The organism is Acidobacteriota bacterium (assembly GCA_040754075.1).
GTDB lineage: Bacteria > Acidobacteriota > Blastocatellia > UBA7656 > UBA7656 > JBFMDH01.
The window spans coordinates 25049-42033 of sequence record JBFMDH010000021.1 but is presented as its reverse complement, the minus strand read 5'-3'; the positions used below and the strand labels follow the sequence as shown (position 1 = coordinate 42033).

Genomic DNA, 16985 nt, shown 5'->3' with positions numbered 1-16985 from the left:
AATTTATCTGCGACAAAATAAAGTTGATAAAATGCCTGTTCAAAAATTAAAAATTTTTTCACCGCCAAATTATATTCAAGCGGTTTTCCTGAGAGCAATTGAATCCGAAAAATTACTTTTGCACACTACCCAAAACTTTAGCTAAGTCAGCGGAATTGTTGACTTAATAACATTTTACTGGTATAAACCTCGCTGAAATAGAATGTGCGGCAGTGAAGGCACGGCTATTGAAACCTTCAAAGTGAGGAACCTATGAGCAGCCTTTCGACGAAAACCAATAAGAGCCGCTCTGCTGCCTCTCAAAAACTTCCAGTTAAATCAAGTAAGAAGACCCTTACAAAAAAGGCGAAAACTTCGTTAGCAAAAAAAGCTGCAACGAAATCTAAGCCGATTACCGCTTTAAAGGTGAAAAAGCCTGTCAGCACAGTTCAAAAAGCGGTTGCGAAGAAGCCGGTTGCAAAGACGGCTGTCGCAAAAAAGGGCAAAGCTGCTTCGACTAACAAAGCGGCGTTGAAAAAGCCTGTAGCCAAGCCGATAGCTGTCACAAAATCAAAAGTTCAGGTCAAACCGACTGCAAAGGCAAAAGCCCCTGTGAGCAAAAAGGCTTTGCGGAGAGCCGAACCGGTTGTAGCCAAATCACCGGAAGTTTTGCCCAGAAAAAACTCTTCGCAGGCTGCTCTTGCCGCAATGGCAGCATTTGAACAGGCGCTCAAACTTTTCAATAAACACAATTATGCTCCGGCAAGAGATGCCTTTGAGCGCATCCTGCAGAAATTCTCGGATCAGGCGGATGTGGTTGCCGGCGCGAGAAAATACATCGCCATTTGTGAACAGCGACTGGCGCGCACTCCTGCCGCCCCGAAAAACCCCGAAGCTCTGTACGACCAGGGAGTTTTTGAATTGAACAATGCCAATGTTCAGGAAGCAATTAATCTCTTTGAAAAAGCCTTGAAGGGAAAACCCACGGCAGACCATATTCTCTATTCACTGGCTGCCGCTTACGCGCGTTTACAAAACCCTAAAAAATCTCTGGATGCCTTGAACCGGGCTATTTCGATTCAACCTGTCAATCGTTCCCGCGCTCGAAGTGATATAGACTTTGCCAGCCTCTACAACGATGAAGAATTCCAACAAATCACCGGTTATGGTTTACTGTTTGAAGATTAAGTTTGATTGAGGTGGTAAACCCAAATGCTTGCGAAACACAATACGGGGTTGAGAATTGTCTCGATTGGCGGCGGCACAGGTCTTTCCACCTTGCTCTCAGGCTTGAAAGAGTATGTCGGAGAGGAAAGTTCCATACCCGATTGGATTGATTTGCTGACCGCTGTCGTCACTGTAACCGATGATGGCGGCAGTTCCGGTCGGTTACGCGAAGAGTTTCAAATCCTTGCTCCCGGCGACATTCGCAATTGCATCGTGGCGCTTGCCGAAGACCGTCATCTGCTCACGCAACTGCTGCGTTACCGCTTTGAATCGGGCGGTGAACTTTCGGGCCATAGCATCGGCAACATTCTGCTCACCGCTTTAACCGACATCACCGGCGATTTTTTTGAAGCCATCAAAGTCATCAGTGAAGTGCTCGCCATCAAAGGACGCATCTTTCCTTCGACTATGGAGAATGCGAGGTTGGTGGCGAAACTGACGGATGGGCGCACCATCGAAGGCGAATCGAAAATTACCGCAGCGCGTTCACATATCGAAAAATTATGGCTTGCGCCGCCGTATTGCAAACCCCTGCCGGAAACCCTCGAAGCCATCAAACAAGCGCACATCATCACCATCGGTCCCGGTTCGCTCTATACCTCGATTATGCCCAATCTGCTGGTTGATGGCATTGTTGAAGCGATTTGTAATTCGTCGGCGATTAAAATTTATATCTGCAATATCATGACACAACCGGGGGAAACCGAAGGCTTCGGCGGCGAAGACCATATTCGCGCGCTGTTTGATTACAGCCCGAATTTGAAATTGGATTATGTATTCGCCAACAGCGCGCCGATTAGCCACAGTTTGCGCGAGAAATATTTTGCCGATGGTTCGGTGCCGGTTGAATTCGGTGAAAAAGCCGAAGCGATGTTTGCCGGTAGTGAATTTAAAATCATTCGCAGCGATTTCCTGAGCGAAGACGGCGTAGTGCGTCACGACCCGCAAAAACTGGCGCAGGTGATTATTGACCTCTATTTGACGGATGTTTTCGGAATGCCCCGCTTTGAAATCACCGATCTTTCACACATTGAAATCACTTGTTGATTGGCTTTTCCCTGCAAACTAAATTCTCGCGTCGCCCGAACGCTTACAGTAAAATTGAGGCTGCTGTTTGGAGGTTCCCGATTATTTTTCAAAACGATTGAAATGGGATAGATAAATTTATGGCTGATGTAATGATACTGGCTGCCGGTTTAGGCACACGAATGAAATCGCGTCGCGCCAAAGTTCTACATGAATTGGCGGGTCGCCCACTGGTTGCGCATGTGGTTCGCGCTGCGTTTGCGCTCAACCCCGAATCCCTCATCACTATCGTCGGGCATCAAGCCGCTGATGTTGAACAGGCGGTGCGTGATGAAGTCAGACGACTGGTTGAAACTGGCGCAACGGCGCATCCCGAATTGCTTTTCGCGCTGCAAACCGAGCAACGCGGCACAGGACACGCCGTCATGGCAGCGCGGGAACTCCTTGCAGGCAAAACCCATCCCCTGGTCGTTACCGCGGGCGATGTGCCGATGATGCAAAGCGCCATGCTCGAACGACTGGTCGCGCAGCACCACGCCGAACGCAACGACGCGACGGTTTTGACCGTGCGACTCGAAGACCCCTTCGGTTACGGACGCATCATTCGCGACGCGGAAGGGAACTACCTGCGTTGCGTTGAACAAAAAGACGGCTCACCCGAAGAACTCGCCATCAAAGAGGTCAATGTCAGCATCTATTGTTTCAATCCTCAGTCGCTCGTTGGCGCGCTCGATTATCTGAGTAGCGATAACGCGCAAAACGAATTTTATTTAACCGACGTGCCGCAAATTCTAATGAATCAAGGCAAACGCCTGGGATTGTTTTGTTATGAAAACCCGGATGAAGTTCGCGGCATCAACACCCGTGTCGAGCTTGCCGAACTTGAACGCGATTTGCGCGAAAAGAAATTGCGCGAATTGATGCTTGCGGGCGTGACCATTATTGACCCGGCGACGACTTACATTCATGCCGATGTTGAAATCGGACAGGACACCGTCATTCACCCGCAGGTTATCATCGAAGGTCGCAGTTGCATCGGCGCGGGCTGCACGATTCAATCGTGGACGCGGCTCAAAGATGTGCAGGTCGGCGATGAGGTGACCATAAAAAATTCCTGCGTTATTGAAGATTGCACTTTGCATAATCAAGTTCAGGTCGGTCCCTTTGCGCGCTTGAGAATGAACGCCGAGTTTGATGAGAAGTCGGTAATTGGCAATTTCGTTGAAGTGAAAAAATCGAAAATCGGCAAAGGCACTAAGGCGCAGCACCTCGCGTATCTTGGCGACGCGACGCTTGGTGAAAAAGTCAACATCGGCGCGGGCACCATCACCTGCAATTATGACGGGGTTCGCAAACATGAAACCCACATTGAAGACAACGTAAAAATCGGCAGCGATACCATGTTGGTTGCGCCTGTGCGCGTCGGCACTGGTTCAGTCACCGGCGCAGGCACTGTGGTCACCAAAGACGTGCCGCCCGATTCCTTAGCCGTCGGCGTGCCCGCTGTGGTGAAGAAGAAACTTAGATAAACGTTAAGCCGCGTGAGATAACGATGAACCGAATTTTGCAAGATACTTTAGCAATGATAAAAGCTGAACGTGGAGGTTCAGGTTCAGAAAGGTTTGCTCTGGTTGATAAATTGCTTCTTGAATATGGGGAAAACAATTTAGCGGAGCGTCTTTACAACGATATACCGCCAGAATGGACATGGGGAATCGTAGCTGATTTATTTGCAATTCTAATTTGGTCAACCAGTGACAACGGTCATGCACTGACAAACGTAACCGATCAGTGGCTGGAACAAGGCGATGACTTGAGGAAAATCCAGATAGCTTTACATCTGGATACCTATCCTTTTCTGCAAAGAGACAAAATGAACTCAGTTCTTTCAAGCTTGGCAACACGCTATCCGATAGTTGCCGACCGATGCAATGAACTGATTTTGTCGAGAAGCGAATCTGAGTAATTAAATTTACCTGAATTGGTTGAATATTTTGGATAAAAATATCTACCCGGCCTGTCTAAAATTTTTTGGATAAATTTATTTTCCCAGCCTGTCTAAACCAATCGTGTAAGCAATCGAAAACAAGGTGCTGAGTTTGCCGGATTATCGAACCGATGAGGAACTGGTCGAGTGTGCGCTCGCCGGGCGGGCGGAAGCCTTCCCGGAACTCTATGACCGTTTCTATTCGCGGGCTTACCGGCTGGCTTATGGCATGACCGGACGCCACGATTTGGCTGAAGACCTCACACAGGAAATTTTTATGCGCGTCTATCAAAAGCTTGATAAGTACGAACGCCGGTCGAGTTTTGCGACGTGGTTTTATCGTCTCGCAGTCAATAGCAGTCTCAATTCCCGAATGCGTGAAAAACGCGAAAATCACCAAGATATTGAATCGCACATCGGCTTGCCGGTGAGCCTGACGACCAGACCGGTTGAAACCGGTGTGCTCAGGCAACAGGTGCAGGCGCAAATCAACCGGGCGTTGCTCAGTTTGAAACCCAAGATGCGCATCATCGTCATTCTCAAAGATATTGAAGGGCTAAACATCGCGGAAATCGCCGACCGCCTGAATTGTTCAAAAGGCACAGTCGCTTCCAGATTGTTTCGCGCCCGCGATTTACTGGCGCAAAAACTGGCGCATTTGCGAAATACATTTTAATTGGATGAATAAGCCAATCGAACAACTGAAAAACCGGATTTGCGCCGCGCGCTTTCGCGAGTTGATGATTCGCGCGATGGATGGCGAACTCGACGCCCAGGCGCAATCGAAACTCGATGCGCATTTAAAAAGTTGTGCGCGATGTCGCGCCAGTTTTGCACGCCAGCAATTTGCGATGCAGTTGATTTCACAATACACCCTTCCCGATGCCTCGCCCGCAGGCAAACCCGAATGGGTCAAGGTGAGCGCCTTTGCAAAACCGCAGCCTGAACTTTCAAGAGGATGGATTGCCTCTCGATTTTTAAACCGGCGCGGCGTCGTTGTAACGATGGCAATTGTCGTGCTCATTCTCGCTATATTTGCGTGGCGTTATTTTCAATCGCCGCCGGTCACCTGGGAAATCGTTCGCCTCACCGGAAATCCGAAAATCAATCAGCGAATTCTTACGCGCACCGACAAAATCGCTATGGGTGAAACGGTAGAGACCGATAGCCAGTCGCGCGCCATGATTCAAGTCGGCATCATCGGACAGGTCGAGATAGACGCGAATACGCGATTGCGTTTGATTAGCGCCGGGGCAAAAAACCATCGCCTGGCGCTCGAACGCGGCAAAATTTATGCGACGATTCTAGCGCCACCGCAGGAATTTTTTGTCGAAACCCCTTCCGCGCTTGCAGTGGATATGGGGTGCGCTTATAGCCTCGAAGTCAACGACGCAGGTGAAAGCACACTCTTCGTTAAATCGGGTTGGGTAGCGTTGAAACTTGGCGGGCGGGAATCGCTTGTACCTGCCGGAAGTATGTGCCAGACCAAGCCCGGCATTGGACCCGGCACGCCTTATTTCGAGGACGCGACGAAGCGATTTAAAATCGCGCTCGAACGACTCGATTTCCAAAATGGCGGAAAAGAAGAACTGACCATTGTGCTTAACGAAGCGCGTGTCAAAGATACCTTGACGCTCTGGCATCTGCTTGAACGCGCCAGTGGCGAAGCGCGATTGCCAATTTATGAACGACTCGCGAGGCTTGCGCCACCGCCTGATGAGGTGACGCGGGAAGGCGCAGTAGCAGGTAATCGCGACATGCTCAATCGGTGGCGCGAGCGCATTGAATATCTGAGCATTGGCATTGACCTGACGAATGCGCCGACCGCAACCGGCACCTTGAAACCCGTTGGCGCAATGATTGATGCGCGCTTCAATCACTCGGCGACGCTTTTAAATGACGGCAGAGTGTTGATTGCCGGTGGTCGTGAAAAGCAAGGCACGATTCTAAGCAGCGCGGAAATCTACGACCCGGCGACCGGTGAGTTCACCGCAACCGGCGCAATGAAAACGCCGAGGGTCGGGCAGACGGCGACTCTGTTGCCGGATGGCAAAGTGCTGATTGCGGGCGGTTCGGACAGCGAATTTTTTTATGGCGCACTGTCGAGCGCAGAACTTTACGACCCCACGACCGGACAATTTTCAACGACCGGCGACATGCATGCCAAAAGGCTGGCGCACAAAGCCACTCTTTTGCAAAACGGCAAAGTGCTGATTACCGGCGGGCAAGGCGAAGACTTGCCCAATCACGATACAACGGAAATCTATGACCCGATGACCGGCGTTTTTACGCTTGCGGCAAAGATGCATGAAAAACGCGCCGACCACACAGCGACGTTACTTGCAGACGGACGAGTTTTGGTCACGGGTGGCTCGGATGCGCGACACGCGACGATTCAAGTGAGCGATACAGCGGAAATCTACGACCCGGTGAATAATCAATTTACCGCAGCGGGGAAGATGAGCGTCGTGCGCTTCAAACACTCGGCAGAACTTTTGCCCGATGGTCGCGTCATCATCATCGGCGGCTCGAATGTGACACTGTACGAAGGGCGTTATGCCAGTGCCGAAATCTTTGACCCGCAAACTCGCCAGTTTACGCCTACCGGAAAACTGAATACTGCGCGCTACAAAATCCGCGATGCGGTGGTGTTGCTGAGTAACGGGAAAATTTTAGTCGCCGGCGGCGGGCGCGCGGAAGTTTATGACCCGGCGACAGGGCTTTTCGCGGCGGTTAAAGGCGGCATGGGCACCACGCGGTTTTATGCGACAGCGACGCTCTTACAAAATGGCGAGGTGTTGATTGTCGGCGGTTACAGCGCCGAATCGAACAATATGTCCGCCAACGCGAGCGCCTGGATTTACCAGCCGGAATAATTCGGAAAATTTAAAACAGAGGATAGTGATGACAGAAAGCAATCAAATTGCCCCTGATGGCAAATTCCATTCGATGGACTGGGGATTATTGATTTTGAGATTCGGCGTTGCCGCCATGCTGGTGACCCATCACGGCTGGGAAAAATTTGCGGGCGCGGTGGGATTTTTATTCGGCGGCAAAGAGTGGGGTTTTATCGGCTTTATTGGCAGCCTCGGTTTTCCGTTGCCAACCTTTTTTGCCCTGTGCGCGGCGTTTGCGGAATTCATCGGCTGTTTGTTATTGATGGTTGGACTCTGCACACGCTACGCCGCAGCTTTCGTCGCGCTGACCATGTCGGTTGCCGTCTATTTTCATTTGACGACCGATTCAGGATTTGAACTCGCGGCGATTTATCTATTGGTTACGCTGTTTTTTGTGCTTTCCGGCGCTGGCAGATTTTCGCTGGATGAATGGTTGCGTCATCGTTTACGACCACAGCCGGTTGCCGAATCTCTGCAAACCGCTGTTTGATTTTTGCGAATGAGAAAACTCGTACTCAACTTTACATTCGTGATTTCACGACAACCCGATTTACCAAAGGAGAGAACATTATGCCTGATAAAAACCGACGTTTATTTTTACAGCAAAGCGGTCTGGGGCTTGCCGCCGTTAGTGTTGCCGGATGGGTTCTCAGAACCGATGCGCGACCAACGCCTGCAAGCGTATTGGAAGACGGAGCCGAACGGGTGCTCATTCAAATGGGCGCGGCATCGAAAGAAAATATAATGGCAACCGGTGAGTTGAAAAAAATCACTCCCGTGTCTATTGGCCCGGCATATAAACCGGGCGCGCCGTTTCGCGGCAAACTCTGTTCGCCATTTGAACCGGGAACGCCATTTGTGATGACCGGAAGGGTCTGGTCGTTTGATAGCAAACGCCCGTTGCCAGGCGTGGTGCTCGATTTCTGGCACGTCGATAATCAAGGGGTCTATTCAAATGGCAACGGCGATTTCAAAAATCGCGGGCGACTCCTCAGCAGCGAAAACGGTTACTATGAATTTGAATCCATACGCCCGGTGCCTTATCAACCGAACCCTTCGGATGCGAAATTCTGGCGTTGCGCGCATTTTCATCTGATGGCGGTTTGTCCGGGCTATAAACCGTTGATTACCGAAATTCATTTCAAAGACGACCCCAAACAAAAAATGGATTCGATGTACAGAACAGAACTTGCCGTCGCGCCGGATAAACGTGTGGTCAATGGCAAGACCATCGAGACAGCGGTGTTCGACATCGTTTTGGAACGCGATGGCAGCGCATCGTAAAAGCGTGACTTGAGACCGGTGGCACAAGAAATGAGCGCGGTCAAAGACCGCTCACTCAACCGGTCATCAGTCAACCACTCAATTTCATTCCACAGCAACCCCAGCCTGCTTGAAGCCAAAGTTAAAATCGAACCGGGCATTCGCGCCTGAAATTTAAAACCATTGGCGATTGAACGTACTCACCGCCGGTTGAGTGAGCGGTCTTTGACCGCGCCGTTATGTTGTAAATCGCTCCAGCCCGGCAACGATTAAAAATCTGTGTGTTTAAGGAGAAGATATGCGAATTTGTAAATTGATTTTTACAGGGTTGCTCGCCGTTGCATTGCTGCCGGTTGCCTATGCCCAAAACGGCGCAGCGCAACGTTCGCCGCTTGACGCTACCAACTGGGGCGTGGTCTTGGACACGCCCGCGACCAAACTGGTGAAGGTGAAAACCGATGTGCCGTATTTGAAAGATGCAAACGGCACCTTGACGGTTGATATTTATCTGCCGCCGGATATCAACGCCAATGAAAAACGCGCCGCCGTTTTATTCATCAACGCCGTAGGCGATCGCCCCAACAGTCGCGTGAAAAATTGGGAGATTTATAAATCGTGGCCGCGTCTGGTTGCCGCGCATGGACTCGTCGGCGTGTCGATGGATGCCGATGGTTCGCGCATTCAGGAATGCTTGCGCGGCGTTTTTGAATTTTTAACCAAACAAGGCGAGGCGCACGGCATTGATGGTACGCGGCTTGGATTGTATGCGGCATCAGCGAATGTCACAGGGGCGACGCAGTATTTAAACAGCGACGTGGCGACCAAAAATATTCGCGCCGCCGCGTTGTATTACGGCGGCGTCCCCAACGGCAATTTGCGAAGCGATTTGCCGGTGTTGTTCATTGTTGCGGCGGGCGATGCGCCAAGGCTTGGACAACCGCTCACGGCTTTGTGGCAACGGGTGGTTGAAACGGGCGCGCCTTGGACATTGATGTTTGCCCAAGGGTTGCCGCATGCGTTTGATGCCTTTTCCGATAACGATGACGCGCGGCGCATCATTCAACAAACCCTTGGCTTTTGGAAATCGCATCTGGAGCCGGTTCCGCAACCGACGTGGGCGCGTTCTCAGGCGCGGGAAATCGTCGCTGCCACTTATGACAACAATCCGCAACGTGCCGCCAGTCTGCTTGCCGACTACATCAAGGAAAACCCCAGTGATGCGACGGCGCAACTGCAATACGGCAGAGCCTTGCAACAACTGCGACGCTTTGATGAAGCAATCATCGCATTAGAGAAAGCCTTGACGCTTGACCCGACAACGACCTTTGCTTACTCCACACTGGGGCAGATTAAAATCGCGCAACAAAAATACCAGCAGGCGGCGCAATATCTCACGCGCGCCATTGATGCCGGACAGCGCAACAGTCTGATTTACGGGCAACTGGCTTGGGCGCAATTGCACAGTGGACGCAACGAAGAAGCGGTGAAAAATTATGAAAAAGCCTTTGAAATGGGCATCCCGCCGGGCGCGAATACGCGCGGTGTGGCGTTCTATAATCTGGCTTGCGGATATGCGCGACTCGGACAGAAAGAGAAAGCGTTGACCGCGCTAGCGAGTGCGATGAGCGAAGGCTTCACCGACCGCAAGGCTTATGAAACCGACGAAGACCTTGTGCCGCTGCGCGCCGAGCCGCGTTTTCAAGAACTCCTCTCCCGCTTGCCGAAATCGTAAACATTTATTGAAGGCGACTGGAATTTCCGGTCGCCTTTTCTGCTGAAACGTTCTCGAATTCTCAATGTCTGCGGTTTCCCTGACCTTTTTCGGTGAGAATTTAATTATTCTCCTCTTTTCTCTCTTCCTACGTTACAATTTAGCGAACCAGCAGGGCAAAGTTTCGGGCAGGAACTTCAAGACATTACCGATGCTTATCCAACCCTGGTTGTTGAAATCCGAATTCAGGGAGTGAAATCAGTATGTGTGGAATAGTCGGGTACGTTGGGGACAAACAGGTCGTCGGCGTCATTATTGAAGGGCTGAGAAAACTGGAATACAGAGGTTATGATTCGGCGGGCATTGCTGTCGTGGACGAAGACCATCATCTGGAAATTCGTCGCGCCGAAGGTAAACTGCGCAACCTCGAAGACGCCATTCGCCTCAGACCGCTTGATGGCAATTACGGCATCGGGCATACACGTTGGGCAACCCACGGGCGACCGACGGAAGAGAACGCCCACCCGCACCGCGATGCCTCGGGCAACATCGTCGTCGTTCATAATGGCGTCATTGATAATTTCCTGCCGCTTAAACGCAAACTCCAGGAAGCCGGACATAAATTCGTCACCGAAACCGACACCGAAGTCATCGCCCACCTGATTGGTAAATTTTATGACGAGGGCGCGGGCAGTCTCGAAGCCGCAACCCGCCGGGCGATTACCGAACTGCGCGGCATCTTTGCCTTAGCGATTGTTTCGGCGCTTGAACCCGAAAAAATTGTTGCGGTGCGCCAGGGACCACCAATCGTCATTGGCTTAGGTCAGGATGAATACCTCGTAGCATCCGATATTCCGCCGATTCTCTACCACACGCGCGACCTGTTTTTCTTAGGCGATGGCGAAATGGCAGTGCTCACGCGCAAAGGCGTGACGGTCACAGATTTTGAAGGCAATTCGATAACGCCGCATGTGCAGCGCATCACCTGGGACCCGATTATGGCGGAAAAAGGCGGCTTTAAGCATTACATGCTCAAAGAAATTTACGAGCAACCGCGCGCCATTCGCGATACCGTAACCGGGCGCGTGTCGCAACAGACCGGGCGCGTTTATCTGGATGAAATGGAAATCAGCGAAGCCGAATTTCGGTCGTTTACTTCTGTCAAAGCGATTGCCTGCGGGACCAGTCTGCACGCGGCGATGGCGGGCAAATACATGCTCGAAGAATTGGCGCGCATCCCTGTTGAAATCGATTACGCATCGGAGTTTCGTTATCGCGACCCGATAATCGATGACAAAACGTTAGTCGTAGCGATTTCGCAATCGGGCGAAACCGCCGATACCCTGGCGGCGGTTCGCGAAGCCAAAGAAAAAGGCGCGAAAATACTGGCGATTTGCAATGTTTTCGGGTCGATGCTCACACGCGAAGCGCACGGCACGATTCTCACTCACGCGGGACCGGAAATCGGTGTCGCGTCAACCAAAGCCTTCACCAGTCAAATGACGGTGTTTTATCTGCTGGCGCTTTACCTTGCGCAACTGCGCGGCAAAATGAGCGAAGAAGAATCGCTCGAACATGTTCGCGCTTTGAATAGTTTGCCGGTGCAGTTGGAATCTTTACTGGGTTGCGATGACCAGATTGAAAAACTGGCGCGTGAATTCCACCGGGCGCAGGACTTTCTCTATCTCGGTCGCGGCATCAATTTCCCGATTGCCCTTGAAGGCGCATTGAAACTCAAAGAGATTTCTTACATTCACGCCGAAGGCTATCCGGCGGGCGAAATGAAACACGGGCCGAATGCGCTGATTGATGAAGAGTTGCCGGTCGTGGTGATTGCCACGCAAGATGAAACCTGCGAATACTCCAGGCTCAGATTTGAAAAGACGCTTTCCAATATGGTCGAAGTGAAAGCGCGTGACGGCAAAGTGATTGCGCTGGTGACCGAAGGCGACACCGAAGCGCGCCAGATTGCCGACCACATTATTGAAATTCCTCATGCCAGCGATTTGATTTCGCCGACGCTGGCGATTGTGCCGCTGCAACTGCTGGCTTATCATATCGGCGTCCGGCGCGGGTGCGATGTTGACCAACCGCGCAACCTCGCGAAATCCGTCACCGTTGAATAAGCAAAAGTGAGAGCGCAAAATAAATGCGAAATAATTTTGCGCTCTCTGCCATTTCCAAGCTATAAAACTACAGCACAAAACCTGCTTTGGGGGGATGGAAGTATTTAGGGTCGAGTGGGTAGAGGTATGAATAAAAAAGCTTGGTTGAAATTATCTGCGTTTAAACTGCATACCAAAGCGACCATCCTCATCTCCATCATTCTGCTCATTATTTTTGCGATTGCCACTTACTTTGCCGACCTCTCGTTGAGTCAACTGAGTTACAATGAAGAGGAAAGGCAGGCACAACTGCTGGCGGCAAGAGTTGCCGATACCACTGAACATTACATTGAAAAAGGGCGACAACGAAAAGCCGAGACGCTGAATAATTCCCAACCGCCATCCGTGCAACCGGATTGGCAAGACGTAAAAGATGAACTCGCCTCAACGATGGTCAAAAACAATCAGGAAATTATCGAGGTGCGGGTTTTTTATCTAACCCAAAATAATCAGTTCAGCGAGGTAGTCAGAATACCGAGCGAAGCCGCCCCTTCGCCGGTGATTAACCGTCAACCGTCAAGCTCTCCGCATGAATATGCCGATATTATTATGGAGCGTCACGAAGGGCCAAATCGCCTGCTTGATGTCGAGGCGGGATTGGAAATCCTTTATGACTCGCAACTCGTGCAGGTCGGGTTTGTGCGGGTCTGGCTGTCGTTTGACCAGAGTAATAATGCGGTGTCGCGGCATCGCAAACTCGTTTGGCCGTTGATGCTGCTGGCGATTGTCGCGGTCACCTTCATTATCTATTTTCTCTTCCGGCAAATCGTTTACGAGCCGCTCGATAAATTGCTGGCGGCGATGACCAAAGCCGAAGCCGGGAATTTGACCATCGAAGTTCCGCCAACCTCCAGAGATGAAATCGGCATGCTCACCCAGCGATTCAATCGCATGCTCGGGCGCATACGCGAGATGACCGAGCAGTTGAATCTTGAACAGCAACACCTTGAAGCCCGCGTCAAAGCCTCAACCACCGAACTTGCCGAACGCAATGAACAACTCGAAGAAGCGCATCTCAATCTTTATGAAATGCAGCGCGAGGTCGTCAAACTGGAACGCCTGGCGACCGCCGGTCAGCTTGCCGCGCAATTCGCGCACGAAGTCGGCACCCCGTTGAATTTAATTTCCGGTCACGTGCAACTGCTTCGCGCCCGCACCACCGATGAACGGATTGCCAAACGTCTGGATGTGATCGGCGAACAGATCGAAAGAATTACCGCCATCGTCCGTTCAATGCTGGCTTCAACCCGAAGGCCCAAACCTAACCTCGAACTCATCGACATTAATCAGATGGTGGCGCAGATACTGGATGCCACACAACCGACCCTGACGTTGCGCAATGTCAAATTGCAGATGCGGCTCTCACCTTCGCCGGTTTATGTGCAAGCCGACACCGATCAATTACAACAGGTCTTCATCAATTTGATTAACAATAATCTCGATGCCATGCCCCAGGGCGGCGACCTGAGCGTTGCCGTTCATAGCGATGAGACGCAAGCGGTTATCATTGTCACAGACAGCGGCGAAGGCATCCCTCGCGAATATCTGGATGTGATTTTTGACCCGATGTTTACTACCAAAAAAGGTCACGGTACGGGACTTGGCTTGACCATTTCCAAAGAGATTATTGCCGAACATAACGGGGATATTAAGGTTGAAAGTGAAGTCGGTGTGGGCACCAGCTTTTTCGTTATCCTGCCGATGGCAAGGATTGAACAAATGGTCTCTTCCTCCTGAAACCTCCTTTAATCAGCTATCCGTCTGATCAAATAAGCCTACATAGCGCCGTTCGATTTTACTCGAAACGGCGCGGTCGGTGATTCGCAATCGCGGTCAAAGGCTGCGCCTCAACTCCAGCACGCCTTTGCGGGCTTTTGTGGCTGTTTTGCGTTCAGTGACAATAAAGCCACAGCCGCTTTCTCCTGCCTGATGGATGAATGAATTTTCGGTTTAACACTTAACTTATAAATTTCAATGACTTAGAAATTCGGTCGAGGGAAAAAGGCTGTGGCATAAGACTTGCCAAAATTGACAGTACATTGCCCTGAAGTACACAAAGTATTGTTCGTTCTTTGTAAAGCGAATCGTTGCGCTGGCAATTTTTGAAAAACCGGTTATCGGGTTTTTTACTGGTTGTCAGCGTAACCATTCAATATGGCAATGGCAGAGTTTGAAGATTTATACAAGTCCCATAGGCGCTGGCAAAAGGGTTAAATGCAGCCTGTTTTCAATCGTGAGCTTTTCAACCTCCCATCTCACTTTTGTGCGGTAAACCGGCAACAGGAAGTCGGCTGATAGCAGTGTGCAGGGAATGGAGGTTGGTTCGCATTGCCTTGCTCTAAGAAAGCCTTAATGGGTTGTTTTTAGAGCAGAGCAATTCGATTGTTTTTGAGATTGCTTTGCAATGAATTGGCAAAACGCTGATTCGTTTTTCTCCTGAGCAAGCCAATGAAGTTTTGCTGGCTTGTTTCTCTCCAGTGCGGGTCAGTTTTTTTAACTGACCCCTTTTTTTCTGCAAGCGTCCTGGGCAGGCAGTGAGTTGAAAAACTGTGAGCAAGTTACTCAAAATCATCGTCTTGATTATCGTCCTGTTTTTCCTGGCGAGTTTTTTGCTCTACAGAATGCACACGGGACGCGCTTCATCAAGACCTGCGGGTTCGCACACCGCTGCGGAAGAGCATGAAGTCATGATGATTCACGGCAACCTCGACCACATCGATTCTCACTCAAAAACCCTTTCGCTAAAAGATAACGCGCAAACCCTGGAATTCGTCATCGACAATACCACCATGTTCGTCAAGGATGGACAGGTGGTTGAGCCTGCGGAAATTACTTCCGGCAGAGAGGTCGCCATTCGCTACACGCGCTCCGGCAACATCAATACCGCGCATTATGTCTTTTACGCACACGCTGAATGAAACTTCGCGTTTTGCCTTAAAGGCTCCCCCTACAATCCGATTTGACACGCCATCAAGGCTCCCCCTATAGCGGTTTGCAATACGATTTACTGAGGTTGAACAAGCGGTCTTTGCCCAGCGTCGTTAGGCAGTCGCGGTCAAAGACCGCTTTCTCAACAGAGGCTGAGTAAATTCATTTGCAAACCGCTATATTCGCTCTCCGCTTGACCCTGCTCAAAACGACCATCAACGCCGAATATCCGATGTCCATCAGGATGAAGGCTTCCCGATTGATAGGGGCGTCTTTGATGTCAATCAAAAGACCGGCGAAATCATCGCGCATAGCGATGCCGAAAATTAAAATAAGCGGCATCGCAACAATGTGCCGTCATAGTTGAAAATCAAGCGGCGCGGTCGCGTCGAAACACCATAGATAAAGCTTAATGGCTCAGGGTGAAAAATAACCTTCGTTCAAAAACGGCCCCGGCTTTCAGTAAATGAGTTTCGCCATTCGTCGGAATTTTACTGCACCGATAAGTTTCCGATTTACCCACCGATAGTGAAAATCCCTTGATTTTACGGGCTTTTTTGCAGGTTGCCGGCGTGGCACCCGCTTTGCATTTGCTAAAATCGCACTCGTAGATTGGTGACCGGCGATTTTTGCTCAGCGCCTTTCGAGGGCGCTTGAAGAGGGGATTACGATGGCAGAGTCTATGCTCAATGCAAATTTTAAAAATGCGGTGCGCGTGCAAACCAGTTTCATCGCGCCGCTTGAACGCCGGTGTCTTCATTTTTTTGCGCGTCACGCGCCCGCGTGGTTGATGCCCGACCATCTGACGACGCTTGGGCTTGCGGCGATGTTTTTCGCGGGCATCGCTTATGCGGCGGCGCGCTGGTGGTCGCCGGCTTTGCTCATTGTCAATGTTTTATTGTTGGTGAATTGGTATGGCGATAGTCTCGATGGGACGCTGGCGCGATTTCGCGATAAACAACGTCCGCGTTATGGCTTTTATGTTGACCATATGGTTGATGCTTTCGGTTCGTTGTTTTTATTCACCGGCTTGGCGCTTTCGACCTACATCACGCCGATGGTTGCCATCTTTTCGCTCATCGGCTATCTGTTGCTGATGATGGATTCTTTCTTAGCGACTTATACGATAGGCGAATTCAGAATCTCATTATTCAAATTCAGTCCGACGGAACTAAGAATACTGCTTGCCGTCGGCAATGTTTACGCTTTCTTTAAACCTTCGGTGAAAGTTTTCGGAACCGCCTATAAATTTTTCGACCCGGCGTGTGTCATTGCCATTGCATTGATGCTGGTGGTGTTAATCATTTCAGTGGCGCGCAATACCTTGACGCTCTATCGCGCCGAGAAAATTTAAGATGAACGAGCAGGCACTGATTAAACAAGAGAACGAATTTGCAGTTAGTCGCACGACGCTGTTTCGCCGCTGGTTGAAATTCAGCGCCGTGGGCGCAACCGGCATTGCCGTGCAACTCGCAACCCTTGCCCTTCTGTTAAGGCTTGCCGGAATGCATTACCTGCTGGCGACCGCCTTAGCCGTTGAACTGAGCGTCCTGCATAATTTCATCTGGCACAGGCGTTGGACGTGGGCGGAACGCCATTCGACAAGCAATGCGGCGATGCTCATAAAATTCAATTTAACCAACGGGGCGCTTTCGATTATTGGCAATCTGATTTTTATGTGGATTTTTGTAAGCTTTGCAGGACTTGATGCGCGGTTTGCCAATGTGCTGACGATTTCCATTTGCGCGCTTGCCAATTTCTTCCTGTCGGATCGAGTGGTTTTTACTTGAAGCCGGTTTTAA

Annotated in this window: 16 protein-coding genes; 15 read left to right on the top strand and 1 reads right to left on the bottom strand. The window is 50.7% G+C overall.

All coding sequences use genetic code 11. From position 1 onward, the window contains the following. The first annotated feature begins 405 nt into the window (after nt 1-405). From AB1757_20505 to AB1757_20445, 13 genes are all read left to right on the top strand, one after another. The gene (locus tag AB1757_20505) at nt 406-1167 is read left to right on the top strand and encodes a tetratricopeptide repeat protein (protein MEW6129434.1); all 762 of its coding nucleotides are present in this window, start codon (nt 406-408) and stop codon (nt 1165-1167) included. 24 nt (nt 1168-1191) lie between these two features. Then, nucleotides 1192-2253, top strand: a complete 1062-nt coding sequence (locus tag AB1757_20500) for a gluconeogenesis factor YvcK family protein (protein ID MEW6129433.1) — start codon at nt 1192-1194, stop codon at nt 2251-2253. A 119-nt stretch (nt 2254-2372) separates the two neighbouring features. After that, nucleotides 2373-3761: a bifunctional UDP-N-acetylglucosamine diphosphorylase/glucosamine-1-phosphate N-acetyltransferase GlmU gene (glmU, locus tag AB1757_20495; GenBank protein MEW6129432.1), complete on the top strand. Its 1389-nt coding sequence runs from the start codon at nt 2373-2375 to the stop codon at nt 3759-3761. A gap of 23 nt (nt 3762-3784) precedes the next feature. After that, on the top strand, nt 3785-4198 hold the full coding sequence (locus AB1757_20490; GenBank protein ID MEW6129431.1) for a hypothetical protein: 414 nt from the start codon (nt 3785-3787) through the stop codon (nt 4196-4198). A 124-nt stretch (nt 4199-4322) separates the two neighbouring features. Further along, a complete protein-coding gene (locus AB1757_20485) occupies nt 4323-4895 on the top strand; it encodes a sigma-70 family RNA polymerase sigma factor (GenBank protein ID MEW6129430.1) in 573 nt (190 codons plus the stop codon). Nucleotides 4896-4899: 4 nt separating this feature from the next. Next, the gene (locus tag AB1757_20480; protein ID MEW6129429.1) at nt 4900-7095 is read left to right on the top strand and encodes a kelch repeat-containing protein; all 2196 of its coding nucleotides are present in this window, start codon (nt 4900-4902) and stop codon (nt 7093-7095) included. Nucleotides 7096-7123: 28 nt separating this feature from the next. Next, on the top strand, nt 7124-7606 hold the full coding sequence (locus AB1757_20475; GenBank protein ID MEW6129428.1) for a DoxX family protein: 483 nt from the start codon (nt 7124-7126) through the stop codon (nt 7604-7606). Nucleotides 7607-7686: 80 nt separating this feature from the next. Further along, nucleotides 7687-8400 carry a hypothetical protein gene (locus AB1757_20470; protein MEW6129427.1) on the top strand — a complete coding sequence of 238 codons (714 nt, stop codon included), beginning with the start codon at nt 7687-7689 and terminating at the stop codon, nt 8398-8400. 18 nt (nt 8401-8418) lie between these two features. Further along, entirely contained in the window at nt 8419-8550 is a 132-nt protein-coding gene (locus AB1757_20465) for a hypothetical protein (protein MEW6129426.1), read from the top strand. A gap of 127 nt (nt 8551-8677) precedes the next feature. Beyond that, nucleotides 8678-10111, top strand: a complete 1434-nt coding sequence (locus AB1757_20460) for a tetratricopeptide repeat protein (GenBank protein MEW6129425.1) — start codon at nt 8678-8680, stop codon at nt 10109-10111. A 242-nt stretch (nt 10112-10353) separates the two neighbouring features. Further along, a complete protein-coding gene (gene glmS / locus AB1757_20455; protein MEW6129424.1) occupies nt 10354-12216 on the top strand; it encodes a glutamine--fructose-6-phosphate transaminase (isomerizing) in 1863 nt (620 codons plus the stop codon). Between the two features lie 126 nt (nt 12217-12342). Further along, on the top strand, nt 12343-13992 hold the full coding sequence (locus AB1757_20450) for an ATP-binding protein (GenBank protein MEW6129423.1): 1650 nt from the start codon (nt 12343-12345) through the stop codon (nt 13990-13992). 812 nt (nt 13993-14804) lie between these two features. Further along, on the top strand, nt 14805-15173 hold the full coding sequence (locus tag AB1757_20445) for a hypothetical protein (GenBank protein ID MEW6129422.1): 369 nt from the start codon (nt 14805-14807) through the stop codon (nt 15171-15173). 172 nt (nt 15174-15345) lie between these two features. Here AB1757_20445 and AB1757_20440 read toward each other — a convergent pair whose 3' ends face one another. After that, nucleotides 15346-15525: a hypothetical protein gene (locus AB1757_20440; GenBank protein MEW6129421.1), complete on the bottom strand. Its 180-nt coding sequence runs from the start codon at nt 15523-15525 to the stop codon at nt 15346-15348. 328 nt (nt 15526-15853) lie between these two features. Here AB1757_20440 and AB1757_20435 point away from each other — a divergent pair, with 328 nt between their 5' ends. Further along, entirely contained in the window at nt 15854-16537 is a 684-nt protein-coding gene (locus AB1757_20435) for a CDP-alcohol phosphatidyltransferase family protein (protein ID MEW6129420.1), read from the top strand. A gap of 1 nt (nt 16538) precedes the next feature. Further along, nucleotides 16539-16973 (top strand): GtrA family protein, encoded by a 435-nt coding sequence (locus tag AB1757_20430; GenBank protein ID MEW6129419.1) that lies wholly within the window; start codon nt 16539-16541, stop codon nt 16971-16973. Nucleotides 16974-16985: the final 12 nt, after the last annotated feature.